23 protein-coding genes and 1 pseudogene are annotated in these 23,113 nt (G+C 64.3%); 11 read left to right on the forward strand and 13 right to left on the reverse strand.

Features of this window, described 5'->3' with window-relative positions:
* A pseudogene (locus ACETK3_RS09640) lies at window positions 1-246 on the reverse strand (ATP-binding protein); the annotation flags it as partial.
* Window positions 243-1,772, reverse strand: coding sequence for an IS21 family transposase (istA, locus tag ACETK3_RS09645; RefSeq protein WP_237428196.1), 1,530 nt, complete (start codon window positions 1,770-1,772; stop codon window positions 243-245). The gene istA and the pseudogene ACETK3_RS09640, both read right to left, overlap by 4 nt.
* Window positions 1,773-2,025: 253 nt before the next feature.
* Between istA and ACETK3_RS09650 the strand changes: the two genes are divergently transcribed.
* The 4 genes from ACETK3_RS09650 (at window position 2,026) to ACETK3_RS09665 (ending at window position 4,392) form a co-directional block, all read left to right on the forward strand.
* The gene (locus tag ACETK3_RS09650) at window positions 2,026-2,217 is read left to right on the forward strand and encodes a hypothetical protein (protein WP_237428197.1); all 192 of its coding nucleotides are present in this window, start codon (window positions 2,026-2,028) and stop codon (window positions 2,215-2,217) included.
* Window positions 2,218-3,304: 1,087 nt separating this feature from the next.
* Window positions 3,305-3,592, forward strand: coding sequence for a hypothetical protein (locus ACETK3_RS09655; RefSeq protein WP_237428198.1), 288 nt, complete (start codon window positions 3,305-3,307; stop codon window positions 3,590-3,592).
* A 10-nt stretch (window positions 3,593-3,602) separates the two neighbouring features.
* Window positions 3,603-4,004 (forward strand): DUF3054 domain-containing protein, encoded by a 402-nt coding sequence (locus ACETK3_RS09660; protein WP_236798405.1) that lies wholly within the window; start codon window positions 3,603-3,605, stop codon window positions 4,002-4,004.
* Window positions 4,005-4,110: 106 nt separating this feature from the next.
* On the forward strand, window positions 4,111-4,392 hold the full coding sequence (locus ACETK3_RS09665; protein ID WP_043456257.1) for an Lrp/AsnC family transcriptional regulator: 282 nt from the start codon (window positions 4,111-4,113) through the stop codon (window positions 4,390-4,392).
* 12 nt (window positions 4,393-4,404) lie between these two features.
* On the opposite strand, the gene trpD is transcribed toward ACETK3_RS09665, so the two are convergent.
* On the reverse strand, window positions 4,405-5,460 hold the full coding sequence (trpD, locus tag ACETK3_RS09670) for an anthranilate phosphoribosyltransferase (protein ID WP_237428199.1): 1,056 nt from the start codon (window positions 5,458-5,460) through the stop codon (window positions 4,405-4,407).
* Window positions 5,461-5,572: 112 nt separating this feature from the next.
* On the opposite strand from trpD, the gene ACETK3_RS09675 reads away from it, so the two are divergent.
* The 4 genes from ACETK3_RS09675 (at window position 5,573) to ACETK3_RS09690 (ending at window position 9,939) form a co-directional block, all read left to right on the forward strand.
* Entirely contained in the window at window positions 5,573-6,247 is a 675-nt protein-coding gene (locus tag ACETK3_RS09675) for a heme-copper oxidase subunit III (RefSeq protein ID WP_306969060.1), read from the forward strand.
* Window positions 6,248-6,333: 86 nt separating this feature from the next.
* Window positions 6,334-7,122 (forward strand): cytochrome c, encoded by a 789-nt coding sequence (locus ACETK3_RS09680; RefSeq protein WP_236798407.1) that lies wholly within the window; start codon window positions 6,334-6,336, stop codon window positions 7,120-7,122.
* A 98-nt stretch (window positions 7,123-7,220) separates the two neighbouring features.
* Window positions 7,221-8,291, forward strand: coding sequence for a ubiquinol-cytochrome c reductase iron-sulfur subunit (locus ACETK3_RS09685; RefSeq protein ID WP_236798408.1), 1,071 nt, complete (start codon window positions 7,221-7,223; stop codon window positions 8,289-8,291).
* On the forward strand, window positions 8,269-9,939 hold the full coding sequence (locus tag ACETK3_RS09690; RefSeq protein ID WP_236798409.1) for a ubiquinol-cytochrome c reductase cytochrome b subunit: 1,671 nt from the start codon (window positions 8,269-8,271) through the stop codon (window positions 9,937-9,939). The genes ACETK3_RS09685 and ACETK3_RS09690 overlap by 23 nt, the downstream gene beginning before the upstream one ends.
* Window positions 9,940-10,048: 109 nt before the next feature.
* Here the strand turns inward: ACETK3_RS09690 and ACETK3_RS09695 are convergent, their stop codons facing one another.
* Window positions 10,049-10,819 carry a GntR family transcriptional regulator gene (locus ACETK3_RS09695; protein WP_237428200.1) on the reverse strand — a complete coding sequence of 257 codons (771 nt, stop codon included), beginning with the start codon at window positions 10,817-10,819 and terminating at the stop codon, window positions 10,049-10,051.
* Window positions 10,820-10,984: 165 nt separating this feature from the next.
* Here ACETK3_RS09695 and ACETK3_RS09700 point away from each other — a divergent pair, with 165 nt between their 5' ends.
* Window positions 10,985-11,278 carry an HPr family phosphocarrier protein gene (locus ACETK3_RS09700; protein WP_237428201.1) on the forward strand — a complete coding sequence of 98 codons (294 nt, stop codon included), beginning with the start codon at window positions 10,985-10,987 and terminating at the stop codon, window positions 11,276-11,278.
* 73 nt (window positions 11,279-11,351) lie between these two features.
* On the opposite strand, the gene ACETK3_RS09705 is transcribed toward ACETK3_RS09700, so the two are convergent.
* The 5 genes from ACETK3_RS09705 to ACETK3_RS09725 form a co-directional block, all read right to left on the reverse strand.
* The gene (locus ACETK3_RS09705) at window positions 11,352-11,753 is read right to left on the reverse strand and encodes a cytochrome c oxidase subunit 4 (RefSeq protein WP_236798412.1); all 402 of its coding nucleotides are present in this window, start codon (window positions 11,751-11,753) and stop codon (window positions 11,352-11,354) included.
* Window positions 11,750-13,477, reverse strand: coding sequence for a cytochrome c oxidase subunit I (gene ctaD / locus ACETK3_RS09710; RefSeq protein WP_236798413.1), 1,728 nt, complete (start codon window positions 13,475-13,477; stop codon window positions 11,750-11,752). The genes ACETK3_RS09705 and ctaD overlap by 4 nt, the downstream gene beginning before the upstream one ends.
* Window positions 13,478-13,487: 10 nt before the next feature.
* A complete protein-coding gene (gene coxB, locus ACETK3_RS09715) occupies window positions 13,488-14,360 on the reverse strand; it encodes a cytochrome c oxidase subunit II (RefSeq protein ID WP_236798414.1) in 873 nt (290 codons plus the stop codon).
* 187 nt (window positions 14,361-14,547) lie between these two features.
* Window positions 14,548-14,934, reverse strand: coding sequence for an iron-sulfur cluster assembly accessory protein (locus tag ACETK3_RS09720; RefSeq protein WP_236798415.1), 387 nt, complete (start codon window positions 14,932-14,934; stop codon window positions 14,548-14,550).
* 184 nt (window positions 14,935-15,118) lie between these two features.
* The gene (locus tag ACETK3_RS09725) at window positions 15,119-16,573 is read right to left on the reverse strand and encodes a dipeptidase (RefSeq protein WP_237428202.1); all 1,455 of its coding nucleotides are present in this window, start codon (window positions 16,571-16,573) and stop codon (window positions 15,119-15,121) included.
* Between the two features lie 92 nt (window positions 16,574-16,665).
* Between ACETK3_RS09725 and ACETK3_RS09730 the strand changes: the two genes are divergently transcribed.
* A complete protein-coding gene (locus ACETK3_RS09730) occupies window positions 16,666-17,268 on the forward strand; it encodes a DUF3043 domain-containing protein (protein WP_236798417.1) in 603 nt (200 codons plus the stop codon).
* Window positions 17,269-17,369: 101 nt separating this feature from the next.
* On the opposite strand, the gene ACETK3_RS09735 is transcribed toward ACETK3_RS09730, so the two are convergent.
* Window positions 17,370-18,440, reverse strand: a complete 1,071-nt coding sequence (locus ACETK3_RS09735) for a quinone-dependent dihydroorotate dehydrogenase (RefSeq protein ID WP_236798418.1) — start codon at window positions 18,438-18,440, stop codon at window positions 17,370-17,372.
* A gap of 95 nt (window positions 18,441-18,535) precedes the next feature.
* Here ACETK3_RS09735 and ACETK3_RS09740 point away from each other — a divergent pair, with 95 nt between their 5' ends.
* Window positions 18,536-19,495: an alpha/beta hydrolase gene (locus ACETK3_RS09740; protein WP_236819529.1), complete on the forward strand. Its 960-nt coding sequence runs from the start codon at window positions 18,536-18,538 to the stop codon at window positions 19,493-19,495.
* A 2-nt stretch (window positions 19,496-19,497) separates the two neighbouring features.
* On the opposite strand, the gene ACETK3_RS09745 is transcribed toward ACETK3_RS09740, so the two are convergent.
* From ACETK3_RS09745 to leuA, 3 genes are all read right to left on the reverse strand, one after another.
* Complete coding sequence (locus ACETK3_RS09745; RefSeq protein WP_306969072.1) at window positions 19,498-20,361, reverse strand: isoprenyl transferase; 864 nt, start codon at window positions 20,359-20,361, stop codon at window positions 19,498-19,500.
* 2 nt (window positions 20,362-20,363) lie between these two features.
* Window positions 20,364-21,116: a DNA repair protein RecO gene (gene recO / locus ACETK3_RS09750; protein WP_236798421.1), complete on the reverse strand. Its 753-nt coding sequence runs from the start codon at window positions 21,114-21,116 to the stop codon at window positions 20,364-20,366.
* 84 nt (window positions 21,117-21,200) lie between these two features.
* Window positions 21,201-22,940 (reverse strand): 2-isopropylmalate synthase, encoded by a 1,740-nt coding sequence (leuA, locus tag ACETK3_RS09755; RefSeq protein ID WP_237428204.1) that lies wholly within the window; start codon window positions 22,938-22,940, stop codon window positions 21,201-21,203.
* Between the last annotated feature and the right edge of the window lie 173 nt (window positions 22,941-23,113).

The raw sequence follows: 23,113 nt of genomic DNA on the forward strand, positions 1-23,113 counted from the left end.
GGTCTTCCCGGTCGGGAACCCGGCTGCTTTGCGGCGGGAAGCGAGCATGGACCGGGCCCGGCCGGCGGCTTCCTCCGTGAAGAGGGCCTTGATGACCTCGGCCGGTTCCCACCGCTGGGCGCGGGCGGTCGCGATCAGGTCCGGGGCCAGCGCCCGGGCGTGGGGCATTTTCAGGGACCGCATCAGGGCCTCCAGGTCCGCCGGTAGCGGCGGAGCCACGGTATTGGTCGTGGTGACGGGGCTCATCGGGCCTCCTCCGGCGTGGTGATGGTTGCGGGGTTGCCGATCGCGGCCCACGCCCCTGTTCCTTGGGTGAGGGAGGTGGCTTCGTTGGCGGCGTGGGTGGTAGTGCGGCGGATGTTGGCGTTCAAGATCGAGGCGAGGTCCGGGTGCGCGAACCGGCCGTGCAGGGCGGCGTCGCCCAGGGCCCGGTCGACCTGATCAGTGCCGGCGATTTTGGCCAGCGTAACGGCTTCGGCCATTTTCACGTTCATCCTTGCGGTCCCGGCCGCGGCGGCCTCGACGAGCCAGGTTCTGGCGCCTTCGCCGATGGCCAGGAACGCGGCCTCGTCCGCGCTGCGGGCCCTCACCTCGTAGTCGCCGGGGAGCTTCGCCCGGGTTCCGGGGAAGTGTTCGTCGTTGATGGCGGGGCTGCCGGGCCGTGCCCGTTCGTGGCGGGCGACTTCGACGGGCCCGGTCGTGCCGTGGTGGACGATGATGACCTGCTCGCCGGGCCCGGTGCCGTGGGTGCGGACGAACACCCGGGCTCCGAGCAGGTGGGCCGGGACGGAGTACTGGGCGTTTTCGAAGGTGACCATTGGGGTGTTCTCCGGAACGCCGCGGGCCAGGCCGAACGCGACCGTGTGGGCGGTGTCCGGGATCCGGTGCAGCCGCGGGGCTTCCTCGGCGAGCATGGCCGCGGGTTTCCGCCGCGTCGTCCGGTGCTCACGGTGATTGACCTCGTCCATGAACGCCGTGCAGGCGGCCTCGAGCTCGGCGAAGGTGCGGTAGTCATCGCGGAGGTTGGTGTCTTTGGGCACGAGGTCGGCCTTGGCGAGTTTCACGGACGCTTCGACTCCGCCTTTGGTGGCCGGGTCCGCCGGTTGGCAGGTCAGCACGGTCACCCCGTAGTGCCGGGCGAAGTCCAGGGTCTGCTGGTTGCGCACCGGGACCCCGGCGACGTGGGCGGTGGTGACGGTCTTCTCGTTGTCCGTGAGGACATAGGTCGGCGCCCCTCCGAGGATCCGGAAGCACCGGTCCAGGGCCGCGAACACGCTCGGCGCGGTCCTGTCCCTGAGCGGGATCACGATGCGGAAGCGTGAGAACGCCAGCCAGGCCACGAAAAGGATGGTCTTCACCCCGCCGATCCGGGGCCCGTCGCCGAAGTCGTACTGCAACCACATCCCCGGTTCTGTGATCCACGGCCGGTGGACGCGGGTGTGGCCCAGCCGCCACGCGGCTTTGACCTGCGCGATCGCCCGGCGGGTAGACCGTTCCGAACCGGTGTAGCCCAGAGCGAGGAGCTTTTCGTGGGCCTTGTCGGCCCGGATCCGGCCCTTGGAGGCTTCGATCCATTCCTCGATCTTGGGCAGGAACGCGTCGGTGACCCGGCCGCGGGCCGCGGGTTCCCCGATCGGCCGGCCCGCGTCACGGGCGGTGACGTGTTTAGCAACGGTGTGGTGCGAGCAGCCCGTGAGCTCCGCGGTGGCGCGCAACGATCCGGTCAGATCGTAGGCAGCAAGAATTTCCATGATTTCTCCGTCAGACTTCATACAGGGCCTCTTCCTGGTTCGCTTTTGGTGCGCTTAGACACCGTCATCAAACCGCAGGGAGAGGCCCCCACCGCTTAAAGACGCGGCAGGAACAAGTAAGGAAGTGGGCAGATCTCATGGCCACCGGCGGGCAGTTCTGCTGGCCGCCAGCGGGCACTTTCGTGGCCGCCTATGGGCAGTTTTTCATGGCCGCTAACACCCCTGGCTCTTCCCGGGGACCCGGGCCGGACAACCACTTCACCCAAACGGCATCATGGATAGGCTCCGAAGCCTGGGCATCGACCTGCGCGGCGCACGAAACACGGCCCTCGACGAACACCTTTTAGTCTCACCACCGCCACTGGTCGCCGACGCACTCGGATACAGCCACCAAGTAGCCTTCCTCCACGCCGACGCGGCAGGCGACGCCTGGTCCCGCTACGTCAACCTAAGAACCGGGCCTTGAAGCGTCCTTGCGAACACTTCGACAGTGACATCTAACTCTCACTCATCAAGGTCTTCTCGCCTGTCTGAGCGCAGATCCTCAATCGGTCTCTTCCCAATGAGCTCCTGACGATAACCCTCAACTTCAGCAGACTTCTTTCGAGACCATCGCCAACCAAAGTAGGACCCAAGAAGCCCAGCTAACGCGAAACCCACCGCCGTCACAGCCGGGGAGCCCGTTGCAACCTGGATCCAGACGGCAATGCCAACAACCAACATCGCTGTGACTACCAAAACGAAGGCTTTCTGCTTTCGACCCGTCATCGCACTCCTCCCCGAGCAGTTGTGCAAATGCTGGCACGAACTAGACCAACAGGGAAAGCCTTGGCAGCAAAGGTAGACATTCCGTGTTCTAGCGGAGGACTTGCACGACGCAGGCTTTCGTGGCGAATACGCTCACATTTGATCCGCAGGGATGCCAGTAAAGTTGATGAAGCAGTCCGATGGCTTGGCCTCTGGCTGAGACATGCATCCCCCTCCTGCCACGGCTATCAAGTCTGTTCGGCTGGATAGCTGGTGGGCTGGTGGGACTGGCCGGCCAACGGGCCGGTTTTGATACTTGTCAGTGACGCCGCCGGATCGAAGCGCCCACCACGGCTCCAAGTCCCAGTCCCAATGCAAAGCCCCAGAACGGCGACTGAAACATTGCCAGGCCAAGGCTGATGCCCAAGGCCGCACCAACCAGGCTGCATATCCACAAGGCTTTGTTCACTGTGTCTCCAGTAGTGCTGGGCTCCTTGGTTCCTGCTGTGACCCTACTGCATCCCTATCCCCTACGCCGCTCAAAACGGGGAGCCCCCGCATGGAAGTTGGGTAGTTCCTCCCCATGCGCGCTACAGCCGGGCGTCCTAACCTTTTGGACATGGCGGCAGGCCGGCCGGTCCTCCGCCAGCGCGATGGAGCGGTCCCCCGGGGCGGCTCTCTTGTTCATGCAGACGGCGACCGCGCACCATCCTCCTTCCATTCACAAGGACGCCTCCATGCAGGAACTTCCCCGACCCCAAGCGTGCACACATTCGGTCAGCACCTGCCACGCGTGCCGTTCATTGATGCGTGAGGACGCGCTGCGGCAGGCACCCGGACGGCCCATCATCCTCCTGAAGCCCGCACCGGTCACGGTTCGGGCCCACCCGGGGACCGCCGTCGCCTATACCGTGACGGACGTCCTGGTTGAGTGGGACGGAAGCGGCGGATACCAGCTCCGGTGGGAGGCAAGCTGGCTGGTCCGCAAGGTTGAAGCGCCGCCAGACAGCAACGGCCGGCAGGATGCCGGTCCCCTGCCGATCCCGACGCCGGGCATGTACATGCCCGCGTCAACCCTCTCTGCAGGCGGCTAAGCTCGAAACCATGAGTTCGTTGAAAACGAAGCCGGCCAAGACAGCTTCCGCGAGAGTAGTCCTGGCGGCGGCAGCAGCTGACATCGTGTTGATTCTCGCATTCGCCGCGATAGGCCGGGACGCGCACCACCGTGAGGAGCCGGTCCTCGGCGTGCTCCTCACCGCATGGCCCTTCCTCGCCGGCGCAGCCGCGGGCTGGGCAGCTGCCAGGGTATGGCGGAGACCCTTATCCGTCCTGGGGGCAGGTGTTCCCGTCTGGCTGGGCAGCCTGGCAGGGGGCATGGTCCTGCGCGCCCTCACTGGCCAAACAGTCGTGATTCCCTTCGTCATCGTGGCCACGCTGGCGCTTGCCGTTTTCCTGGTGGGCTACCGCCTGCTGATCACCGGCGCTGGAAAGCTCCGCAGTCGATAAGTACAGGACGCGGCAGCCGGGGAAACGCCGACCGTGTAATAGGCTGGCAGCAGAGAAGAAACCTGCCGGGCCCTGCCGCGGCGGAACTGATTGAAGGGGTACAAACGTGGTTACCGCATTTGTTCTGATCAAGACTGACGCCGCCCGCATTCCCGAGACGGCGGAGGAGATCTCCGCCATCGAAGGCATCAGCGAGGTTTACTCGGTCACCGGGGAATGGGACCTCATAGCGGTGGCGCGCGTGCACCGGCACGAGGATCTGGCGGACGTCATCGCCGACCGCCTCTCCAAAGTTCCCGCCGTGGTCCATACCACCACTCACATCGCGTTCCGGGCCTACTCGCAGCACGATCTGGACGCCGCCTTTTCCCTGGGCTTCGAACAGTAGGCCCTGGCCGCCCTAGGCGCGGGACAGGGATACCCAACGGTCCAGCACGGCGGCGGCGGCACCGGAATCAATGGACTGTGCTGCGCGGGCGAACGCCTTCTGCATACGGTCCAGGAACGGGCCCTCCGCTTCCAGGTCGAACGCAACCAGGCCGGCCGCAGCATTCACCAACACTGCGTCCCTGGCAGGACCCTCCTGGCCGGCAAGCACGTCCCGCACGACTCCCGCGTTGGCAGCTGCATCGCCGCCGCGGAGCTGTTCAACGGTAGCCAGGCTGATGCCGAGGTCCTCGGGCGAGAAATGGAGCTCGGTGACGACGCCATTCCGGATCTCCCAGACCGTGGAAGGACCGGTGGTGGTCAGCTCATCCAGCCCGTCGTTGCCACGGAACACCAGCCCCCTGCTCCCCCGCCGGGCCAGGACTCCCGCGACGAGCGGCGCCATCCTCTCGTTGGCGACGCCGACGGCCGAGGCCTGAACGTTCGCGGGGTTGGTCAACGGCCCCAGGAAGTTGAATGCCGTAGGTATTGCCAGCTCGCGGCGGGGTACGGCCGTGTGACGGAACGAGGGGTGGAACACCTGGGCAAAACAGAACGTGATCCCCGCCTCTTCAGCGTTCCGCGCCACCTGCGCAATGGACAGATCAAGGCGGACACCCAGCGCTTCGAGCACGTCGGCAGAACCGGACGACGACGACGCGGCCCGGTTGCCGTGCTTCACCACCTTTGCACAGGCGCCGGCAGCGACGAGCGCGGCCATGGTGGAGATGTTGACGGTGTTAAGTTGGTCACCACCCGTCCCGACGATGTCGAGCTTTTCGCCGGAGATTGCCACCGGGTTGGCATGGGAAAGCATCGCTTCGACCAGGCCGGAAAGCTCATCCACGGTTTCACCCTTGGCGCTGAGGGCCACCAGGAATCCAGCGATCTGCGCAGGCGTGGCTTCACCGGACATGATGGTGTCCATGGCCCAGGAGGTGCTCTCCGCCGAGAGGTCGGACCCCTTGATAAGGGCGGAGATCAGGCGGGGCCAAGTGTTGCCGGACGCTGCGGATGCCAGTGAAGTCACCTGCTGATGCTATCGAGGGATGGCAGGCGCTGACCAATGTGAACGGTGCCGGGAACTTTTCCGGCCAATTTCGCGTCTTTGTAGAAAAAGTCCTCCGAAAAGGCGGTTTGCGTTGGGCAGCACGGACTTTTACAGACATAATGTCTATGTGACATCTGCGACCCATGCCCCCAGTACCCCGGCGCACCCAACGCTGAACCGCCCCAACATGGTTTCTGTCGGAACCGTTGTGTGGCTGTCCAGCGAGTTGATGTTCTTCGCCGGTCTCTTCGCCATGTACTTCACTCTGCGCTCCACCAGCGGGCAGATGTGGGCGGAAGAGACAGCCAAGCTCAACTTCCCCTTTGCGCTCGTCAACACGATCGTCCTCGTGGCCAGTTCCTTTACTTGCCAGATGGGCGTCTTCGCCGCAGAGCGGCTGCAGCCCCGGCGTTCCGGTGGCGTGCTGCAGTTCGCCCGCTGGGGAATGAACGAATGGTTCACCCTGACCTTCCTCATGGGCGCGTTCTTCGTCGCCGGCCAGACCACCGAATACGCGATGCTGGTCTCCGAGCACGTCTCGCTCTCCTCCAACGCCTACGGCTCAGCGTTCTACATGACCACCGGCTTCCACGGCCTCCACGTCATCGGCGGCCTGATTGCCTTCCTGCTCATCATGGGCCGGTCCTTCGCTGCGAAGAAGTTCGGACATTTCGAAGCAACGTCCGCAATCGTCACCTCTTACTACTGGCACTTCGTGGACGTCGTGTGGATCGGCCTCTTCCTGGTCATCTACGTACTCAAGTAGCCAGCTTTGATTCTTTTTCTACAAGAGGCAGAATTTCAGGTAGCGGCTCCCGGAGCCGGCGCAGGATCGAATAAAGGAACCACCACGTGAAGGCACTCTCCCAAAAGCGGCGTCACCCACTTGCAGCAATCGCGCTGCTTCTGATGGGGCTCCTCATTACGGGTGGGCTGTACGCCGTAGCAACCTCGATGAATGAGGCCAAGGCGAGCACCACCACCGCAAGCGCAAGCGACGTGGAGGAAGGCGGCAAGCTCTTCGCCGCCAACTGCGCCACCTGCCACGGCATGGGTGCCAGTGGATCCAAGGACGGTCCGTCGCTGGTCGGCGTCGGTGCCGCCGCTGTTGACTTCCAGGTGGGTACCGGCCGCATGCCGATGCAGATGAACGGTCCCCAGGCCATGAAGAAGCCTGTCCAGTTCAACGACGAGCAGACCCACCAGCTTGCAGCCTACGTTGCTTCCCTGGGAGCCGGCCCGGCAATCCCTTCAGAAGAGCTGACAAACGGTGGCGGTGACGCGGCCGCCGGTGGCGAGCTCTTCCGTACCAACTGCGCCATGTGCCATAACGCCGCAGCAGCCGGTGGCGCCCTGACCCGGGGCAAGTTTGCTCCCGCCCTGGCCGATGTCAGCGGCAAGCACATCTACGAAGCCATGGCCACGGGCCCGCAGAACATGCCCGTGTTCAACGATGCCAACATCTCCCCTGAGGGCAAGAAGGACATCATCACCTTCCTGAAGCAGATCGAGACCACCGGTTCGCCGGGCGGCGCCAACCTGGGCTCCCTTGGCCCGGTTGCTGAAGGCCTGTTTGTCTGGGTCGCCGGCCTCGGCGTCATCATCGCCTTCACCATCTGGCTGACCTCAAGGACTTCCTGAGTTTCGGCAGGAAAAACACACTTCTGCTGCCCAGTCAGCAGCTTGATATTAGAAACTAACCCGGCAACCGCCGGGACGAGAGAAGGATGAGGCGAATTATGGGCAACCATAGTGACGGCAGTCCGAACCACTCGGGCACCGTAGCTACGGCTGGTCAGAATGAGGTGGAGAGGTTCCAGGATCCTGGAATTCCCCCGCATCGTTTGCGCCTGGCTGACACGGACCCGAAGGCCGCAAAGCGGGCAGAACGGCAGGTCGCCTTACTATTTGGCATTTCTGTTGTTGGAACCCTGATCTTCCTGGTGGCGTACTTCGCCATCGATCTTGGTCATGACTCCAGCATTGCCACTATCCGGCTCCAGAATGCCCTGCTCGGCGTCGGCACTGCCTTCGCAATGTTGGGTATCGGTACCGGCATCGTGCACTGGGCCAAGGCCCTTATGCCCGATCACGAGGTCTCCGAGGAACGCCATGCGATCCGTTACGAGGAGGACCGCCAGGCTGCCGTCCGCATCGTTGACGACATCGTGGAAGAGACCGGCATCAAGCGCCGTCCGCTGATCCGCAACACCCTTCTGGGTGCCGTCGCGCTGGCTCCGCTTCCCGCTGTGGCCATCTTCGGCGACCTTGGGCCACGGCCTGACGACAAGCTCGCACACACCATGTGGGCTCCCCAGGACGGAAAGCTCAAGCGGCTTACCCGGGACCCCGATGGCACTCCCATCAGGGCCGCGGATGTCACCATCGGTTCCGCCTTCCACGTTATCCCGGAGGGGCTGAACGAACTTGAGGAAGGCAAGCTCAACGAGAAGGCCAAGGCCGTTGTCCTGCTTATGCGCCTCGATCCAGCATCGCTGAACCCCTCCAAGGGCCGCGAAGACTGGGGCTACAACGGAATCGTCGCCTACTCCAAGATCTGCACCCACGTCGGTTGCCCCGTTGCCCTCTACGAGCAGCAGACGCACCACCTTCTGTGCCCGTGCCACCAGTCCACCTTCGACCTCACGCAAGAGTGCAAGGTGATCTTTGGCCCCGCCAGCCGTCCTCTCCCCCAGCTGCCGATTGCAGTTGATGACGAGGGCTACCTCGTCGCTACCAGCGACTTCCATGAACCCGTAGGACCAAGTTACTGGGAGCGTGATGAGCATGAGCGCAACATCAACAGCTGAACCCGCTTTCGTCGCTAAAACAAAGACAGGCCGGTTTACCGACTTCGTTGACTCCCGCGTGGGCGGCTCTGGCATCCTTCGCGAATTCGGCCGCAAGGTCTTCCCCGACCACTGGTCGTTCATGTTCGGTGAAGTCGCCCTGTACTCCTTCGTCATCCTGCTGCTTTCGGGCACCTTCCTGACGTTCTTCTTCGATCCGTCCATGGCGGAGACCCACTACGACGGTTCCTACGTTCCTCTGAAGGGCGTGGAAATGTCGGTGGCGTACAGCTCGTCGCTGAACATCTCCTTCGATATCCGCGGCGGCCTTTTCATGCGCCAGGTGCACCACTGGGCGGCCCTGCTGTTCGTGGCGTCCATTGCGGTCCACATGCTGCGTGTTTTCTTCACCGGCGCGTTCCGCCGCCCGCGTGAGATGAACTGGGTAGTCGGCAGCGTACTGCTGATCCTGGCCATGGCAGCCGGATTCACCGGCTACTCGCTCCCCGACGACCTGCTGTCCGGTAACGGCCTCCGGATTATCGATGGCGTCATCAAGTCGATCCCGGTCATCGGAACGTACATCTCGTTCTTCCTGTTCGGTGGCGAGTTCCCCGGTACCGCCATCATCAGCCGCCTCTACATGCTGCACATCCTGCTGGTGCCTGCCCTGATCCTGCTGATGATCGTCCTCCACCTGTTCATGGTGGTGGTCCACAAGCACACCCAGTACCCTGGCCCCGGCCGTAACGACAACAACGTTGTGGGTTACCCCCTCGGGCCTGTCTACGCAGCGAAGGCCGGTGGCTTCTTCTTCATCGTCTTCGGTGTGATCGCACTGATGGCCGCATTCTTCACCATCAACCCGATCTGGAACTACGGTCCCTACGACCCGTCCCCCGTGTCCGCCGGTACGCAGCCCGACTGGTACATCGGCTTCGTTGATGGCGCGCTCCGGCTCATGCCGGGCACGCTCGGCAACTGGCACGTGGAGCAGGTCTGGTTCGGCCACGTGTTCACCTTCAACGTTCTGCTGCCCGCCCTGGTGCCGGCCGGCATCCTGTTCACCGTGATGTTCACCTACCCGTGGATCGAACGGTGGATCACCAAGGATGACCGTGAACACCACGTGCTGGACCGTCCGCGCAACGCCCCCACCCGCACGGCAATCGGCGTAGCAGGGTTCATCTGGTACTGCGTCATGTGGGCTGCTGCAGGTTCCGACCTCATCGCCACGCACTTCCACGTGTCGCTGAACGATGTCACCTACTGGCTTCGTGCTCTGTTCTTCATCGGCCCCATCATTGGCTTCATCGTCGCCAAGCGCGTAGCACTTGCGCTGCAGCGCAAGGACCGGGAGATCGCCCTTCATGGTCGGGAGACAGGCCGCATCGTCCGGCTTCCGCACGGTGAGTTCATCGAGGTCCACGCCCCGCTGGATGAGTACAAGCGCTACAAGCTGGTTGGTTTCGAATCACCCCAGGTGATTCCGGCCATTCCCAACGAGCACGGCGTAGTCACCAGCAAGGAAAAGCGCCGCGCGTTCCTTTCGCGCTGGTTCTTTGAAGACCGCGTCGCTCCGGCAACGCCTGCTGAGCTGGAGGCAGCCCACGGCCACGGCCACGAGGCTGTTGAAGCGGCAGAAGGAAGCAAGAGCCTCACGCACTAGCTTCAGAACCCAAAGGAAAGGCCCGATCCGTTATGGATCGGGCCTTTCCTGCTTAACACGTGACTGCAAGTACCTCCAGGCCCGTTCACCAGCGCCAAAAGTGGCGTGCCTAGTGGTTGCGGGCTCTCCGTGCTCCGGGTCGCTGGAGGGGCACCCAGAGCTTGTACCGGTCCGCCCGGTAGTACGAGACGGAGTAGTCCACCATGGCCCTTGCCACGAACGCATGCCGCTGGATCTTCAACAGGGGCGCCCCCACTTCCACGTTGAGCAGCCTGGCAGTGGAGGGTGACGCCGCCGTGGCCTCGATCATGTCCTCCCCCCACTCCATGACCAGGCCGAACTGCTCGCTGAGGACGTTATACAGCGAGGTGGGCGGCTCGCCGTCGAGCAGCCCTGGGACCCGGTGCGCCGGGATGAAGTTTTCGTCCACGCTCATCGGTTCCCCGTCCGCCAGGAGAAGCCGGCGGAACCGGACCAGCGGAGTGCCCTCATCAAGCTGGAGCTCGCGCGCCAGGAAGGCGCTGGCACCGATCTGCTCGAAGCTCAGCACCTTGGCTGCAGGAACCATGCCGCGCCGCTGCATCTCCTCGCTATAGGACGTGAGCTTCACTTGGAGGTCCAGCTTCGGGCGCCGGACAAAGGTCCCCAAACCGACCACACGCTCGATGACCTCCTCCCCCACCAGGGCATCGATGGCCTGTCGCACGGTCATCCGGGCCAGCCCAAACCGCTCGGCAAGGTCACGTTCCGAGGGAAGCGCCGAGCCCGGGGGGCAGGACTCTGCAATATAGGTCCGAAGGATCTCGCGTAGTTGAACGTAGATGGCGGTTCCGCTGGTGCGGTCTATCTCCCCCGCTATTGCCGTGGCGCCAGCTGCCATGATGTTTCTCCTGCCGTTGGGTTTGCACTCAATTTTAGGACGGGCTAGACCACCTGCTGTACCACTCTCGGTCGCTGTCGCGCACAGCGCCGGCCGCCGGATATATTTGGTCAGGAAATTTTGCCGGACAGACGGATGGGGCCGTCGCGTGACGTAGGAGTCGCTTTGCCAGTACAGAAGGCCGTGGTCGCTGCGCCCGTGGGCCTGCACGCACGTTCCGCCGCGATATTTGTCCGGGCGGTCACCGATACCGGACTGCCGGTCACTATCAGCAAGGCCGGCGCTGACAAGGTGGATGCCCGCTCCCTGCTCCAGGTGATGGCTGCCGACTTCCCGCAGGGCTGCCACGTTGAACTGGCCGTCAATGAGGCGGCCCTGGATGGCGCTTTGGGCCGGCAAAAGGCCGAGGAAGCCCTCCGGGACCTCCGGGGCCTGTTGGAGTCGCAGGGAGCCGCCTGAGCCGCTTGGAGATAGTTAACGACGTCGGGCCCCACCTTTCGGTGGGGCCCGACGTCGTTATTCTTTTTCTTGCCTAGTGCGCGTGGTCTCCGCGGCTGTACTCGTAGACCCAGCCAACGAGTGCCACAACGGCAATACCGGCTGCGATGAAGATGATCCACGGACCCACTGCCAGGCCCAGGAAGCCGGTGGCGCAGGCGATGCCCAGCACGAGGGGCCACCAGCTCCAGGGGCTGAAGTGCCCCTGCTCGCCGGCGCCTTCGTGGATTTCAGCATCACTGCGGTCTTCAGGACGCAGGCCTACCCGCCGGCCGGTGAAGCCGAGGTAGGCGCCGATCATGCCTGCCAGCCCACCAACGAGGAGGATGCCCAGGATGCCGACCCATTCACCCCAGCTGGTCAGGAAACCGTAGACCAGAGCGACGGGAACGAAGAAGAAAACTCCGGAGCCAAAGATCCAGGATTCGATTTTCATTGTGCGGTGTCCTTCTGGTCGGCGTTGCCGAGCACCCCTGCTGCGGGAGCCGGCGACTCAACGGTGTGAACCTGCCGGAGTTCCGGGTGGTGCAGGTCCAGGGCGGGACGCTCCGAACGGATCCGGGGCAGGGACGTGAAGTTGTGGCGCGGCGGCGGGCAGGACGTGGCCCATTCCAACGAAGCACCAAAGCCCCACGGATCATCGACCTGGACCTTTTCCGCGCTGCGCCAGGTGATGTAGACGTTCCAGAAGAACGGGATAAGGGACGCACCAAGCACGAACGATGCGATGGTGGAGAACTGGTTCATCCACGTGAAGTTGTCCTCCACGAGGTAGTCGGCGTAGCGGCGGGGCATACCTTCGACGCCCAGCCAGTGCTGGATCAGGAAGGTGCCGTGGAAGCCCAGGAAGAGCATCCAGAAGTGGATCTTGCCCAGGCGCTCGTTGAGCATCTTGCCGGTCCACTTGGGCCACCAGAAGTAGAACCCGGCGAACATGGCGAAGACGACGGTGCCGAACACCACGTAGTGGAAGTGCGCCACCACGAAGTAGGAGTCCGAGACGTGGAAGTCCAGGGGCGGGGAAGCCAGGATGATGCCGGTCAGGCCACCGAAGAGGAAGGTGATCATGAAGCCGATGCTCCACAGCATGGGCGTCTCGAACGTCAGCGACCCGCGCCACATGGTGCCGATCCAGTTGAAGAACTTCACGCCGGTAGGCACTGCGATGAGCATGGTCATGAACGAGAAGAACGGAAGCAGGACGGCGCCCGTGACGTACATGTGGTGTGCCCACACCGTCACGGAGAGGGCTGCGATGGCGATGGTGGCGTAGACCAGGCCCTTGTAACCGAAGATCGGCTTGCGGCTGAACACCGGGAAGATCTCCGAGACGATGCCGAAGAACGGCAGCGCGATGATGTACACCTCGGGGTGGCCGAAGAACCAGAACAGGTGCTGCCACAGGACAGCGCCGCCGTTCTCCGGGTCAAAGATGTGGGCACCGAACTTGCGGTCCGCGCCGAGCGCGAACAGGGCGGCGGCCAGCGGCGGGAAGGCCATGAGCACCAGGATGGCGGTGATCAGGGTGTTCCAGGTGAAGATGGGCATCCGCCACATGGTCATACCCGGAGCGCGCATGCAGATGATGGTGGTGATGAAGTTGACCGCACCCAGGATGGTGCCGAAACCCGACAGCGCCAGGCCGAACACCCACAGGTCACCGCCGATGCCGGGGGTGAAGGTGGTGTTGGACAGCGGTGCGTAAGCGAACCAGCCGAAGGACGCGGCGCCCTGCGGAGTGATGAAGCCGGACACCGCGATGGTTGAGCCGAACAGGAAGAACCAGAATGCCAGCGCGTTCAGGCGGGGGAAGGCAACGTCCGGGGCGCCGATCTGCAGCGGCATGATGACGTTGGCGAATCCGGCGAACAGCGGGGTGGCGAACATCAGCAGCATGACCGTGCCGTGCATGGTGAACAGCTGGTTGTACTGCTCTTTGGTCTGCAGGATCTGCATGCCGGGTTCGAACAGCTCGGCGCGGATCAGCAGCGCCATGACACCGCCGAGGCAGAAGAACACGAACGACGCGATCAGGTACATGTACCCGATGGTCTTGTGGTCAGTGGAGGTGATCCAGTTGACGACGATGCGCCCCTTGGATTTGGGTACCACGGGAGCCGACAGGACTCCCGCAGGTGCGGATTGGGTGTACGTAGCCACGTCGCTCCCCTTACTTGGTTTCGTTCAGGTTCGGGTTGCGGTCGTACTCCACACCGAGCAGGCCGGTGTTGCCGTCAGCCTTGAGCTTGTCCATGTGGGCCTGGAATTCGGATTCCGACACCACCTTTACGCGGAACAGCATTTCGGAGTGGTACTCGCCGCAGAGTTCGGCACACTTACCGTCGTAGGTGCCCTCTTTAGTGGGGGTGAACCGGATGTAGTTGGTCTTGCCCGGGATCATGTCGCGCTTCTGGAGGAAGGCAGGAACCCAGAAGGAGTGGATGACGTCGCGGGCATTGAGTTCGAGGTCAACGGACTTGTTGACGGGCAAGTACAGGGTGGGAAGCTGTTCCTTGTCGATGGTGTTGCCCGTGAGGTGCGCCTGGACGCCTGCCTCGTGGAGGTCTTCCTGAATGACGTCGCCGGACTTGTAGTTGAAGTCCCATGCCCACTGCTTGCCGCGGACGTCCACTACGACGTCGGCCGGCTGGGAGCGGTCATCGATGGCCTGCTGGTCACGGTCGGTGAAGTAGAAGAACACCAGGACCATGAAGATCGGGATGGTCAGGTAGAAGACCTCGAGGGGGAGGTTGAAGCTGGTCTGCCGGGGGAAGCCGACGGTTCCCTTGCGGCGGCGGTAGGCAACCAGGCACCAGATGATCAGGCCCCACGTAATGGTGCCCACCACGAGCGCAGCAATCCATGAGTTGACCCAGAGGTCCATGATGCGGTCGGTGTTGCTGGTGGTGCCACGTTCAGTGGGCATCCACCCTTTCTCTACCTCTGGCGAACATCCGGTCAAAACCAACGCGCCGGCAATTGCCAAGCTTGAGATCGTGGTGATCGTTTTGCGTCGGCTGCCGGTTCGGTTCTGCGAACTCACAGACGGCCCTTCCTACTTGTTGCTGTTGTCCGGGCAGCCAGAAAGGCGCTCCGGGCACAAAAAAGTTTTACTACTCGGTGTAGAGCTTACCGCTCCGCCGGGCGTTTCGCCCACATGTCCGCGCCGAGCCCCCGTGCCGTTTTGGACGGCAGGGAACCCGGCGCGGACATCAGGCGAAATAACCGGCTTAGTGGAATGAATCACCGCAGGCGCAGGAGCCTCCGGCGTTCGGGTTGTCGATGGTGAAACCCTGCTTCGAGATGGTGTCTTCGAAGTCGATGCTGGCGCCGCTCAGGTACGGCACGCTCATTTTGTCCACGACGACCTCGACTCCGTCGAAGTCGCGCACGGCGTCACCATCAAGGAGCCGTTCGTCGAAGTAGAGCTGGTAAATCAGCCCTGAGCACCCGCCGGGCTGTACGGCTACGCGCAGCCGCAGGTCCGTGCGGCCTTCCTGCTCAAGGAGGCTGCGTACCTTGCCTGCAGCGACGTCGGTCAGGTTGACCTCGTGAACGGGCAGTTCATCGCTGGCCACGGTGGTGGCGGTGCTGTTTTCGTTGGTTGCGGTGCTCATTGGCCTACCTTCTTAGGACGGTCTGGCGGCGTCGCCGAAACGGCGCCTGCCCCTACGGTTACGGTATGGGCTATAGCTACATGCTACGCGCGGCAGTCCTGTAGCTCTAACTCCTGTCGTAACCGTCAAAGCGGTCCGGTTGTTCCCTGGAAGCCCGTCCGGTCCACTTCACGGCAAAGGACCGTCATTCGGCCCCCGGAAGGCCCTCACCGTTCAACCTTGCAAGCATGAGGGCTTCGGCAACGATGGCGTTGCGGAAGTCACCGATATGCAGGGATTCGTTGGCACTGTGGGCCCTCGAATCAGGGTCCTCCACCCCCGTTACCAGGATCTGCGCTGCAGGATACAGGTCCGTCAAGTCCGCAATGAAGGGGATGGAACCGCCGATGCCGGTTTCCACGGCAGGAACGCCCCACGCCTCCCCCAGGGCCCACATGGCCACGGAGGCAGCGGCGGAGGAGGTGTCCGTCCGGAACGGGTTCCCGGCCTCCCCCGGAGTGAAGACAACCTTTGCGCCGAAGGGCGCGTTGGCCTCCACGTGGCGGCGAACTGCATCCATGGCGTCCGCCGGAACCTGCCCGGGCGCCAGACGCAGGCTGAACTTGGCCCGCGCGCGCGGAAGGAGGGTGTTGGAGGCCACATCCACGGCGGGCGCGTCGAAACCGATGATCGACAGGGCCGGCTTGGTCCACAGCCGGGAAGCGATGCTTCCGGACCCGGCCAGCCGGACCCCGTCAAGCACCGAGGCATCCGCGCGGTAGTCCGCCTCCGGCATCTCCACCGCAGCCGTGTCGGTTGCCACCAGGCCCTCGATGGCCACGTTCCCGTCGGCATCGTGAAGCGTGGCGATCAGGCGCGACAGCAGCGTGGGCGCATCCAGGACCGGGCCCCCGTACATACCGGAGTGCACTGCGTGTTCCAGGACCTGCACTTCAATAGTGCCGTCCACCAATCCACGCAGGCTGGTGGTCAGGGCAGGTACCCCTACTTTCCAGTTGCTTGAGTCGGCCACCACGATGACGTCGGCACGCAGCAGTTCGCGATTGGCCTCCAGGAATGAACGGAACGTAGGCGACCCCGCTTCTTCCTCCCCCTCAATAAAGAAGGTCACGCCAAGATCCAGGGAGTCGGCCAGGACCTCGGAGACGGCTGCGTAGGCAGCAACGTGCGTCATGATGCCGGCTTTGTCATCGGCAGCGCCCCGGCCGAACAGCCGGCCGCCCTTTTCAACGGCAGTGAACGGCTCCGTTTCCCACAGCGATTCGTCGCCCACCGGCTGGACATCGTGGTGGGCATACAGCAGGACAGTCGGCTTTCCGTCCCCGGCAGGACGGCGGGCGACGACGGCCGGGCCACCGGGTGTGCCGTCTGCCTTGTTCACGGACAGCACCTGGACTTCGCCAAGGCCGGCGCCCCGGACAAGTTCCGCGACGGCCTCGGCGCTGCGTTCCAGGGGGGCGCGGTCGAAGCTGGGCCATGCGATTCCGGGGATAGCGACAAGCTCCTTGAGCCGTGCCAAAGTCCGATCGAAGGAACGGTCTACGGCTGAACGAAGATCGTCCGTCCTGACGTTGCCGGCTGGGCTGGATCCGGGGATGTCTGTGGTGCTGCGCGGGGTGGCAGCGGATGAAGAGGTCATGGCCAAAACATTACCCTCGTCACATTCTGCTCCCGGCCAGGGCGGGCGCGGGAGCAGGCGGCGGGCGTGCTGCTGCAAGGTATTCTGGTCAGGTGTTCGGACGTAGAAAAGAAGCGCCCTCGGCGCAGCAAACAATAGACCAGCAGGCAGCGGAAGCGGCCGCGCGGCAGAACAGCGCGGTGGGCAAGGGCGCCCCAACCCCCACCCGGAAGGCACAGGAGGCTGCCCGCAAACGCCCGCTGGTCCCCGAGGACCGCAAGGCGTCCAAGGCCGCCGAACGCCAGGCCGTCCAGGACCAGCGGCTGAAAATGCGCCGGGCGCTGGACACCGGTGACGAGAAGTTCCTGCCGCTGCGGGACAAAGGCCCGCAGAAGCGGTTTGCCCGCGATTTCGTGGACGCGCGGTTCAACCTTGGCGAGTACCTGATGTTCGGCGCGCTGGTCTTCGTGCTGGTGTCACTGGTGGTACCGGCCTCCAGCGACATGATGATCTACGTCCTGGGCGCATTCTGGGTGATGTTCCTGGCTGTCTTCGTGGACGTTTTTATCCTGTCCCGCAAGCTTCGCAAGCGCCTGGCGGAGAAGTTCGGCGAGGTGGAGCGTGGAACCGTTTGGTACGGCTCCATGCGGTCCCTGCAGTTCCGGAAACTGCGGCTGCCCAAGCCCCAGGTTCAGCGCGGCCAGTACCCCGCCTGACCAGGCATCGACTTCAAAAACCGGAACCCCGGCGGAATGACCGCCGGGGTTCCGGTTTTAAGTAGTGGCTGTCCGGGGCAGGCTTGCCGGCCGCCCGACTATCAGGAGCGGCGGTTCTTTGCCAATTGCCTGTTGATCCGTGCCGCCCAGAACGGACCTTCGTAAAGGAACGCCGTGTAGCCCTGCACCAGGCTTGCGCCGGCGTCGAGCCTTTCCTGTACGTCCTGGGCCGACTCCACACCGCCTACCGCCACCAGGGTCAGGGAATCGCCGGTAGCCTTCTTGAGCCGCTTGAGGACGTCGAGGGACCGCGCTTTCAAGGGGGCTCCGGACAGGCCGCCGGCACCGCACTTGGCCACCTGGTCCGCCGGCGAGGTCAGTCCCGAGCGGGCAATGGTGGTGTTGGTGGCGATGATCCCGTCCAGTTTGAGGTCCAGGGCGAGGCGGGCGACGTCGTCAATGTCCTCGTCGCTGAGGTCCGGGGCGATCTTCACCAACAGCGGCACGTGCCGCCCGGCGGCCCGGTCAGCTTCCTGTCCCACTGCCGTCAGGAGAGGGCGGAGGGTCTCCACGTCCTGGAGCAACCGCAGCCCCGGCGTGTTGGGGGAACTGACATTCACCACGAGGTAGTCCGCGGCAGGAGCCAGGCTGCGGGCGCTCACCAGGTAATCGTCCACGGCGTCCGCCAGCTCCACCACCTTGGTCTTGCCAATGTTGACGCCGATGACCGGGCGCACCGACGGGTATCGGCGCTGGAGCGCAGCGCGCGCCGCCTTCAGCCGGGGCGCGACGGCCGAGGCGCCGTCGTTATTGAAACCCATCCGGTTGATAACCGCACGGTCCTCCACCAGGCGGAACAGCCGCGGTTTTTCATTGCCCGGCTGGGCCTGGCCGGTAATGGTGCCGACTTCCACGTGGCCGAACCCAAGATCGGTGAGGGCCTCGATGCCGAGCCCTTCCTTGTCGAAGCCGGCGGCCAGCCCGAAGGGCGAAGGAAATGTAACACCAAAGGCAGTGGTCTGGAGGGACGGTGCAGGCGCCGTCAATTTCTGCAGGAGCCTCCCGGCGCCCGACGCATGCGCGAGCCGGATGCCTTTGAATCCGATTTTGTGGGCGCGCTCGGCGTCCATCCATGAAAAGGCCAGCCTGAAGAAAGTGGGGTAAACGCGCATGCCTCCAGTTTCCCGTTTCCTGGGGCCGCATACCAAAACGAAGAAGCAGCCGATCCGGAACGGACGCACCCGCCGGCCCGGTTTAGCATGAGGTCATGCAGTGGCAGCAGGACATCCTGGGCGGGGACTTTGAGTCCGGTTCCTTTGTGGCCACCGGACCTGACGGTGTGGAGCGGACCGCAACCCTGGTACGGCTCCGGCCTCAGCCGGACAGGGGCGCCGGCGACGGCCGCCGCGGTGCCGTACTGTTCCTGCACGGCTGGAGCGACTACTTCTTCAATGTCGACCTGGCAAGGTTCTGGGCTGGGGCGGGATACGACTTCTACGCCTTGGACATGCACAACCACGGGCGCAGCCTGCGCCCGGAATCCCCTGGTGGGTACGTGGCGGACCTCGCGGCCTATGACGCCGAAATTGAAGAAGCAGGGCGCATCATCAGCGCCGAGGGCGCCCCCGGTCCCCTGGCTTTGATGGGCCATTCCACCGGCGGACTGGTGGCAGCCCTCTGGACCAGCCGGCATCCCGGGGCCGTTTCGTTGCTGGTCCTCAACAGTCCGTGGCTGGAGATGCACGGCAGCTCACTCGTGCGCCGGGCTGCGGCGGGCATGGTGCGCCCGGTTGCCCGCCTCCGGCCTCAAACAGTCCTCCGCCTGCCCGAACGGGGCCATTACTGGCGCACCATCAGCAGCGCTGCGGACGGCGAGTGGCCCCTTGACGAACGCTACCGTCCCCGGATGGCTTTCCCCGTCCGGGCAGGGTGGTTAAGGGCGGTCCTCGCGGGACATGCGCGGGTGGCGCGCGGCCTGGGGATCGAAGCGCCCATCCTGGTCCTGCTCTCCAAGGGGAGCGCCAACGGGCTTCTCTGGTCCGAGGAAATGCGCCGCACCGATGCCGTCCTGGACGTCAATACCATCAGCGCCCGGGCGCTGACCCTGGGCCGCACCGTGACCCTCGAACGGATCGACGGGGCGCTGCACGACGTCTTCCTCTCCCCCGAGCCGGTCCGGTCCGATGCCTACTCAAGGCTGGCCCGCTGGCTGCGTGCGTATGGGTGAAGTTACTCCGCCTGAAGCCCGGCCGGGGAATCATCCCTGACGTCCGCGGGAGCAGCGGCGGCATCCACGGCGCCCCCATACCGGCGGTCCCGCCGGGCATATTCCTCGACGGCGGCCCAAAGCGTCCGCCTGTCCACGTCCGGCCAGAGCGTGTCCATGAAGACAAACTCCGCGTAGGCGGACTGCCAGAGGAGGAAGTTGGACAGCCGCTGCTCCCCCGAGCTGCGCAGGAAGAGGTCTACGTCCGGCAGGTCAGGCTCGTCGAGGTATTTCTGGATGGTCCGCTCCGTGATGGCACCGGGCTTCAGCTTCCCCGCTGCCACCTCCGCGGCAATGGCGGAAACCGCATCGGTGATCTCGGCCCGGCCGCCGTAATTAACACACATGGTCAAATTACAGGTGGTGTTGGCAGCCGTGAACTCCTCAGCTTCTTCCAGCTCACGGACCACCGAACCCCAGAGCCGGGGGCGGCGGCCGGCCCAGCGGACCCGCACTCCCCAGTCATCGAGCTGGTTCCGCTGCCTTCGCAGCACATCCTTGTTAAATCCCATCAGGAAGCGCACTTCCTCGGGCGACCGGCGCCAGTTCTCGGTGGAGAAGGCGTACACGCTGACGTACTCAATCCCCAACTCGATGGCTCCGGCCACGACGTCGAGCAGCGCTGGCTCCCCCGCCTTGTGCCCCTCGATCCGGGGCAGGCCGCGCTGGTTGGCCCACCGTCCGTTGCCGTCCATCACGATGGCCACGTGCCGCGGAATGAACTCAGCGGGAATAGAGGGCGCCACCGCACCGGACGGATGCGGGTAGGGGGCCACCACGGGATGGGTGCGCCTGCGGGCTGCATTGTTCTTTTTTCCCAGGGCCACTGTCAGCTACGCTCCACATGTTTGAGGGATTTCAGTACTCGTTCCAGATGCCATTGCAGGTACGCGGCCACCAGCCCGGCCGCCTCCTTGCGGTGCTGCGCCTGGGAAGCGTCGGCCGTCGTCCAGTCCCCGGTCAGCAGCGCGGCCAGCAGGACCACGGTCTCCGGCGCCGGGGCGGGTGACCCCGGCGGCCTGCATTGCGGGCAGACCATGCCGCCCAGAGGCGCGGAAAAGGCGGAGTGCGGGCCGGGCATGCCGCAGCGCGCGCAGTCGGTGAAGCTGGGCGCCCATCCGCCGGTAGCCAGCGCGCGCAGCAGGTAGGAGTCCAGAATGAGGCCGGCGGCATGCTCGTCCCGGCTCAACGCGGCGAGGGCCCCTACCAGCAGGTTGTACTGCGCGGTGCCCGCTTCGCCGTCCACATCCGTGAGTTTTTCCGCCGTCTCGGTCATCGCCGCGGCCACCGTGTACCTGCCGTAGTCCGCGGCGATGCTTCCGCCGTAGGCACCTTTGGCGACGGCCTGGGTCACGATGTCCAGGGTGCGCCCGGAGACCAGTTGCAGGTCCGCCACCATGAAGGGTTCAAGCCGGGCACCGAAACGGCTGCTGGTGCGGCGCACACCCTTGGCGACGGCGCGGACCTGCCCATGGTGCTTGGTCAGGAGGGTGATGATCCTGTCCGCTTCGCCCAATTTGTGGGTACGGAGCACCACGGCGTCGTCCCGGTACGCCCGGGAGGCGAAAGACTGTTGGGGCACGCTCTATCTTCCCATCCTGTACAGCACCATGCTGCCAAGGCGTGGCGGCGCCGCCGGTAAGAGCGGCGCCACCTGCTACAGGTATCAGGCCTGGGCGTCCCGGATGGCGCGGTTCACTGCCGAGATGACGGCCTTGAGGGAGGACATGCTGGTGTTGGCGTCGATCCCGACGCCCCACAACACCCGCTCCCCTACGGCGCACTCAACATAAGCGGCGGCCATGGCGTTGCCGCCCTCGGACAGCGCGTGCTCGCTGTAGTCCAGCACGCGGACGTCCACGCCGTCCTCGTGGAGGATGTTCAGCAGGGCCGCAATGGGACCGTTGCCGGTGCCGGTGCGGTTCACCTGGGCACCATCAATGGCGAGGGACGCGTGCAGCGTCATGCCGCCGTCGGCATCCGTTTCCGTCTTGACTCCGCCCAGGGAGTAGCGTCCCCACTGCCCATCAGCCTTCCCGGACGGCAGGTATTCATCCTGGAAGATCTGCCAGAGCTGGGCGCCACTGACCTCCCCGCCGACGGTGTCGGTGCGGCGCTGGATGACACCGGAGAACTCGATCTGCGCACGGCGCGGCAGGTCCAGGCTGTGTTCGTTCTTCAGCAGGTAGGCCACGCCGCCCTTGCCGGACTGCGAGTTCACGCGGATCACGGCCTCGTAGCTGCGGCCCAGGTCCTTGGGGTCCACGGGCAGGTACGGCACCTGCCAGGTGAAGTCGTCCACGGCCTTGCCGGCTGCAGCGGCATCGCGCTCCAGGGCTTCGAACCCCTTCTTGATGGCGTCCTGGTGGGAACCGGAGAAAGCAGTGAACACCAGGTCGCCACCGTACGGCGACCGCTCCGGGACCGGCAGCTGGTTGCAGTACTCCACGGTGCGGCGGACGTCGTCGATGTTGGAGAAGTCGATCATGGGATCAATGCCCTGGACGAACAGGTTCAAGCCCAGGGTCACCAGGTCCACGTTGCCGGTGCGTTCACCATTGCCGAAGAGGCAGCCTTCAATGCGGTCTGCACCGGCCATGTAGCCCAGTTCGGCGGCTGCGACTCCGGTGCCGCGGTCGTTGTGCGGGTGCAGGGACAGGATGATGCCTTCGCGCGGGTGCAGGTGCCGGCTCATCCACTCGATGGAGTCGGCGTAGACATTGGGCGTTGCCATCTCCACGGTGGCGGGCAGGTTGATGATTACCTGGCGGTCCGCCGAGGCTTCAAAGACGTCAGCGACGGCGTTGCACACGCGCACCGCGTACTCCAGTTCCGTGCCGGTGAAGGATTCGGGCGAGTACTCATAGGTCACGTGCGTATCCGCGAGGGTTTCCTCGTACTTTTTGCACAGGCGGGCGCCTTGGAGGGCGATGTCCAGGATGCCGTCCTCGTCCTGGTTGAAGACCACGCGCCGCTGCAGCACCGATGTGGAGTTGTAGAGGTGGACGATGGCCTGCTTGGCGCCCACCAGGGACTGGTAGGTCCGTTCGATCAGGTGTTCGCGCGCCTGCGTCAGGACCTGGATGGTGACGTCGTCCGGGATGTGGTTGCCCTCGATGAGCTGACGGACAAAATCGAAGTCCGTCTGGGACGCGGACGGGAAGCCAACCTCGATCTCCTTGTAGCCCATGCGGACCAGCAGATCGAACATCTTCATCTTGCGGGCCGGGCTCATGGGGTCGATCAGTGCCTGGTTGCCGTCGCGCAGGTCCACAGCGCACCAGCGCGGGGCCTTGGTGATGACCTTGTCCGGCCACGTGCGGTCCGGGAGTTCAACCTTGATCTGGTCCTGGAACGGGGTGTACCGGTGGGCAGGCATTCCTGAGGGCTTCTGTGCGTTTCGCATGACGTTCGTGGCCTTTTCTATCGATCTTCAGTGAAAGGGTGGCCGGGCAACACAAACTCCGCAGCGAGGGTGGGCCGTGCGCTAAATAGCGTCTGTGGCCTCGCCGCGGCAGCTAAGGAGAAGGAGCTCTGCACGCACACTTTGAGGGTAACACGGGTGCGTAAGATGAAAGG

The organism is Arthrobacter sp. E44 (genome assembly GCF_041877125.1).
GTDB lineage: Bacteria > Actinomycetota > Actinomycetes > Actinomycetales > Micrococcaceae > Arthrobacter.

Bases quoted from the DNA above. Each gene is read 5' to 3' on its own strand.
- istA (WP_237428196.1), bottom strand. From the start codon at position 1,772: ATGAAGTCTGACGGAGAAATCATGGAAATTCTTGCTGCCTACGATCTG.
- ACETK3_RS09650 (WP_237428197.1), top strand. From the start codon at position 2,026: ATGGATAGGCTCCGAAGCCTGGGCATCGACCTGCGCGGCGCACGAAAC.
- ACETK3_RS09655 (WP_237428198.1), top strand. From the start codon at position 3,305: ATGCGTGAGGACGCGCTGCGGCAGGCACCCGGACGGCCCATCATCCTC.
- ACETK3_RS09660 (WP_236798405.1), top strand. From the start codon at position 3,603: ATGAGTTCGTTGAAAACGAAGCCGGCCAAGACAGCTTCCGCGAGAGTA.
- ACETK3_RS09685 (WP_236798408.1), top strand. From the start codon at position 7,221: ATGGGCAACCATAGTGACGGCAGTCCGAACCACTCGGGCACCGTAGCT.
- ACETK3_RS09690 (WP_236798409.1), top strand. From the start codon at position 8,269: ATGAGCGCAACATCAACAGCTGAACCCGCTTTCGTCGCTAAAACAAAG.
- ACETK3_RS09695 (WP_237428200.1), bottom strand. From the start codon at position 10,819: ATGGCAGCTGGCGCCACGGCAATAGCGGGGGAGATAGACCGCACCAGC.
- ACETK3_RS09705 (WP_236798412.1), bottom strand. From the start codon at position 11,753: ATGAAAATCGAATCCTGGATCTTTGGCTCCGGAGTTTTCTTCTTCGTT.
- ACETK3_RS09720 (WP_236798415.1), bottom strand. From the start codon at position 14,934: ATGAGCACCGCAACCAACGAAAACAGCACCGCCACCACCGTGGCCAGC.
- ACETK3_RS09725 (WP_237428202.1), bottom strand. From the start codon at position 16,573: ATGACCTCTTCATCCGCTGCCACCCCGCGCAGCACCACAGACATCCCC.
- ACETK3_RS09735 (WP_236798418.1), bottom strand. From the start codon at position 18,440: ATGCGCGTTTACCCCACTTTCTTCAGGCTGGCCTTTTCATGGATGGAC.
- ACETK3_RS09740 (WP_236819529.1), top strand. From the start codon at position 18,536: ATGCAGTGGCAGCAGGACATCCTGGGCGGGGACTTTGAGTCCGGTTCC.
- leuA (WP_237428204.1), bottom strand. From the start codon at position 22,940: ATGCGAAACGCACAGAAGCCCTCAGGAATGCCTGCCCACCGGTACACC.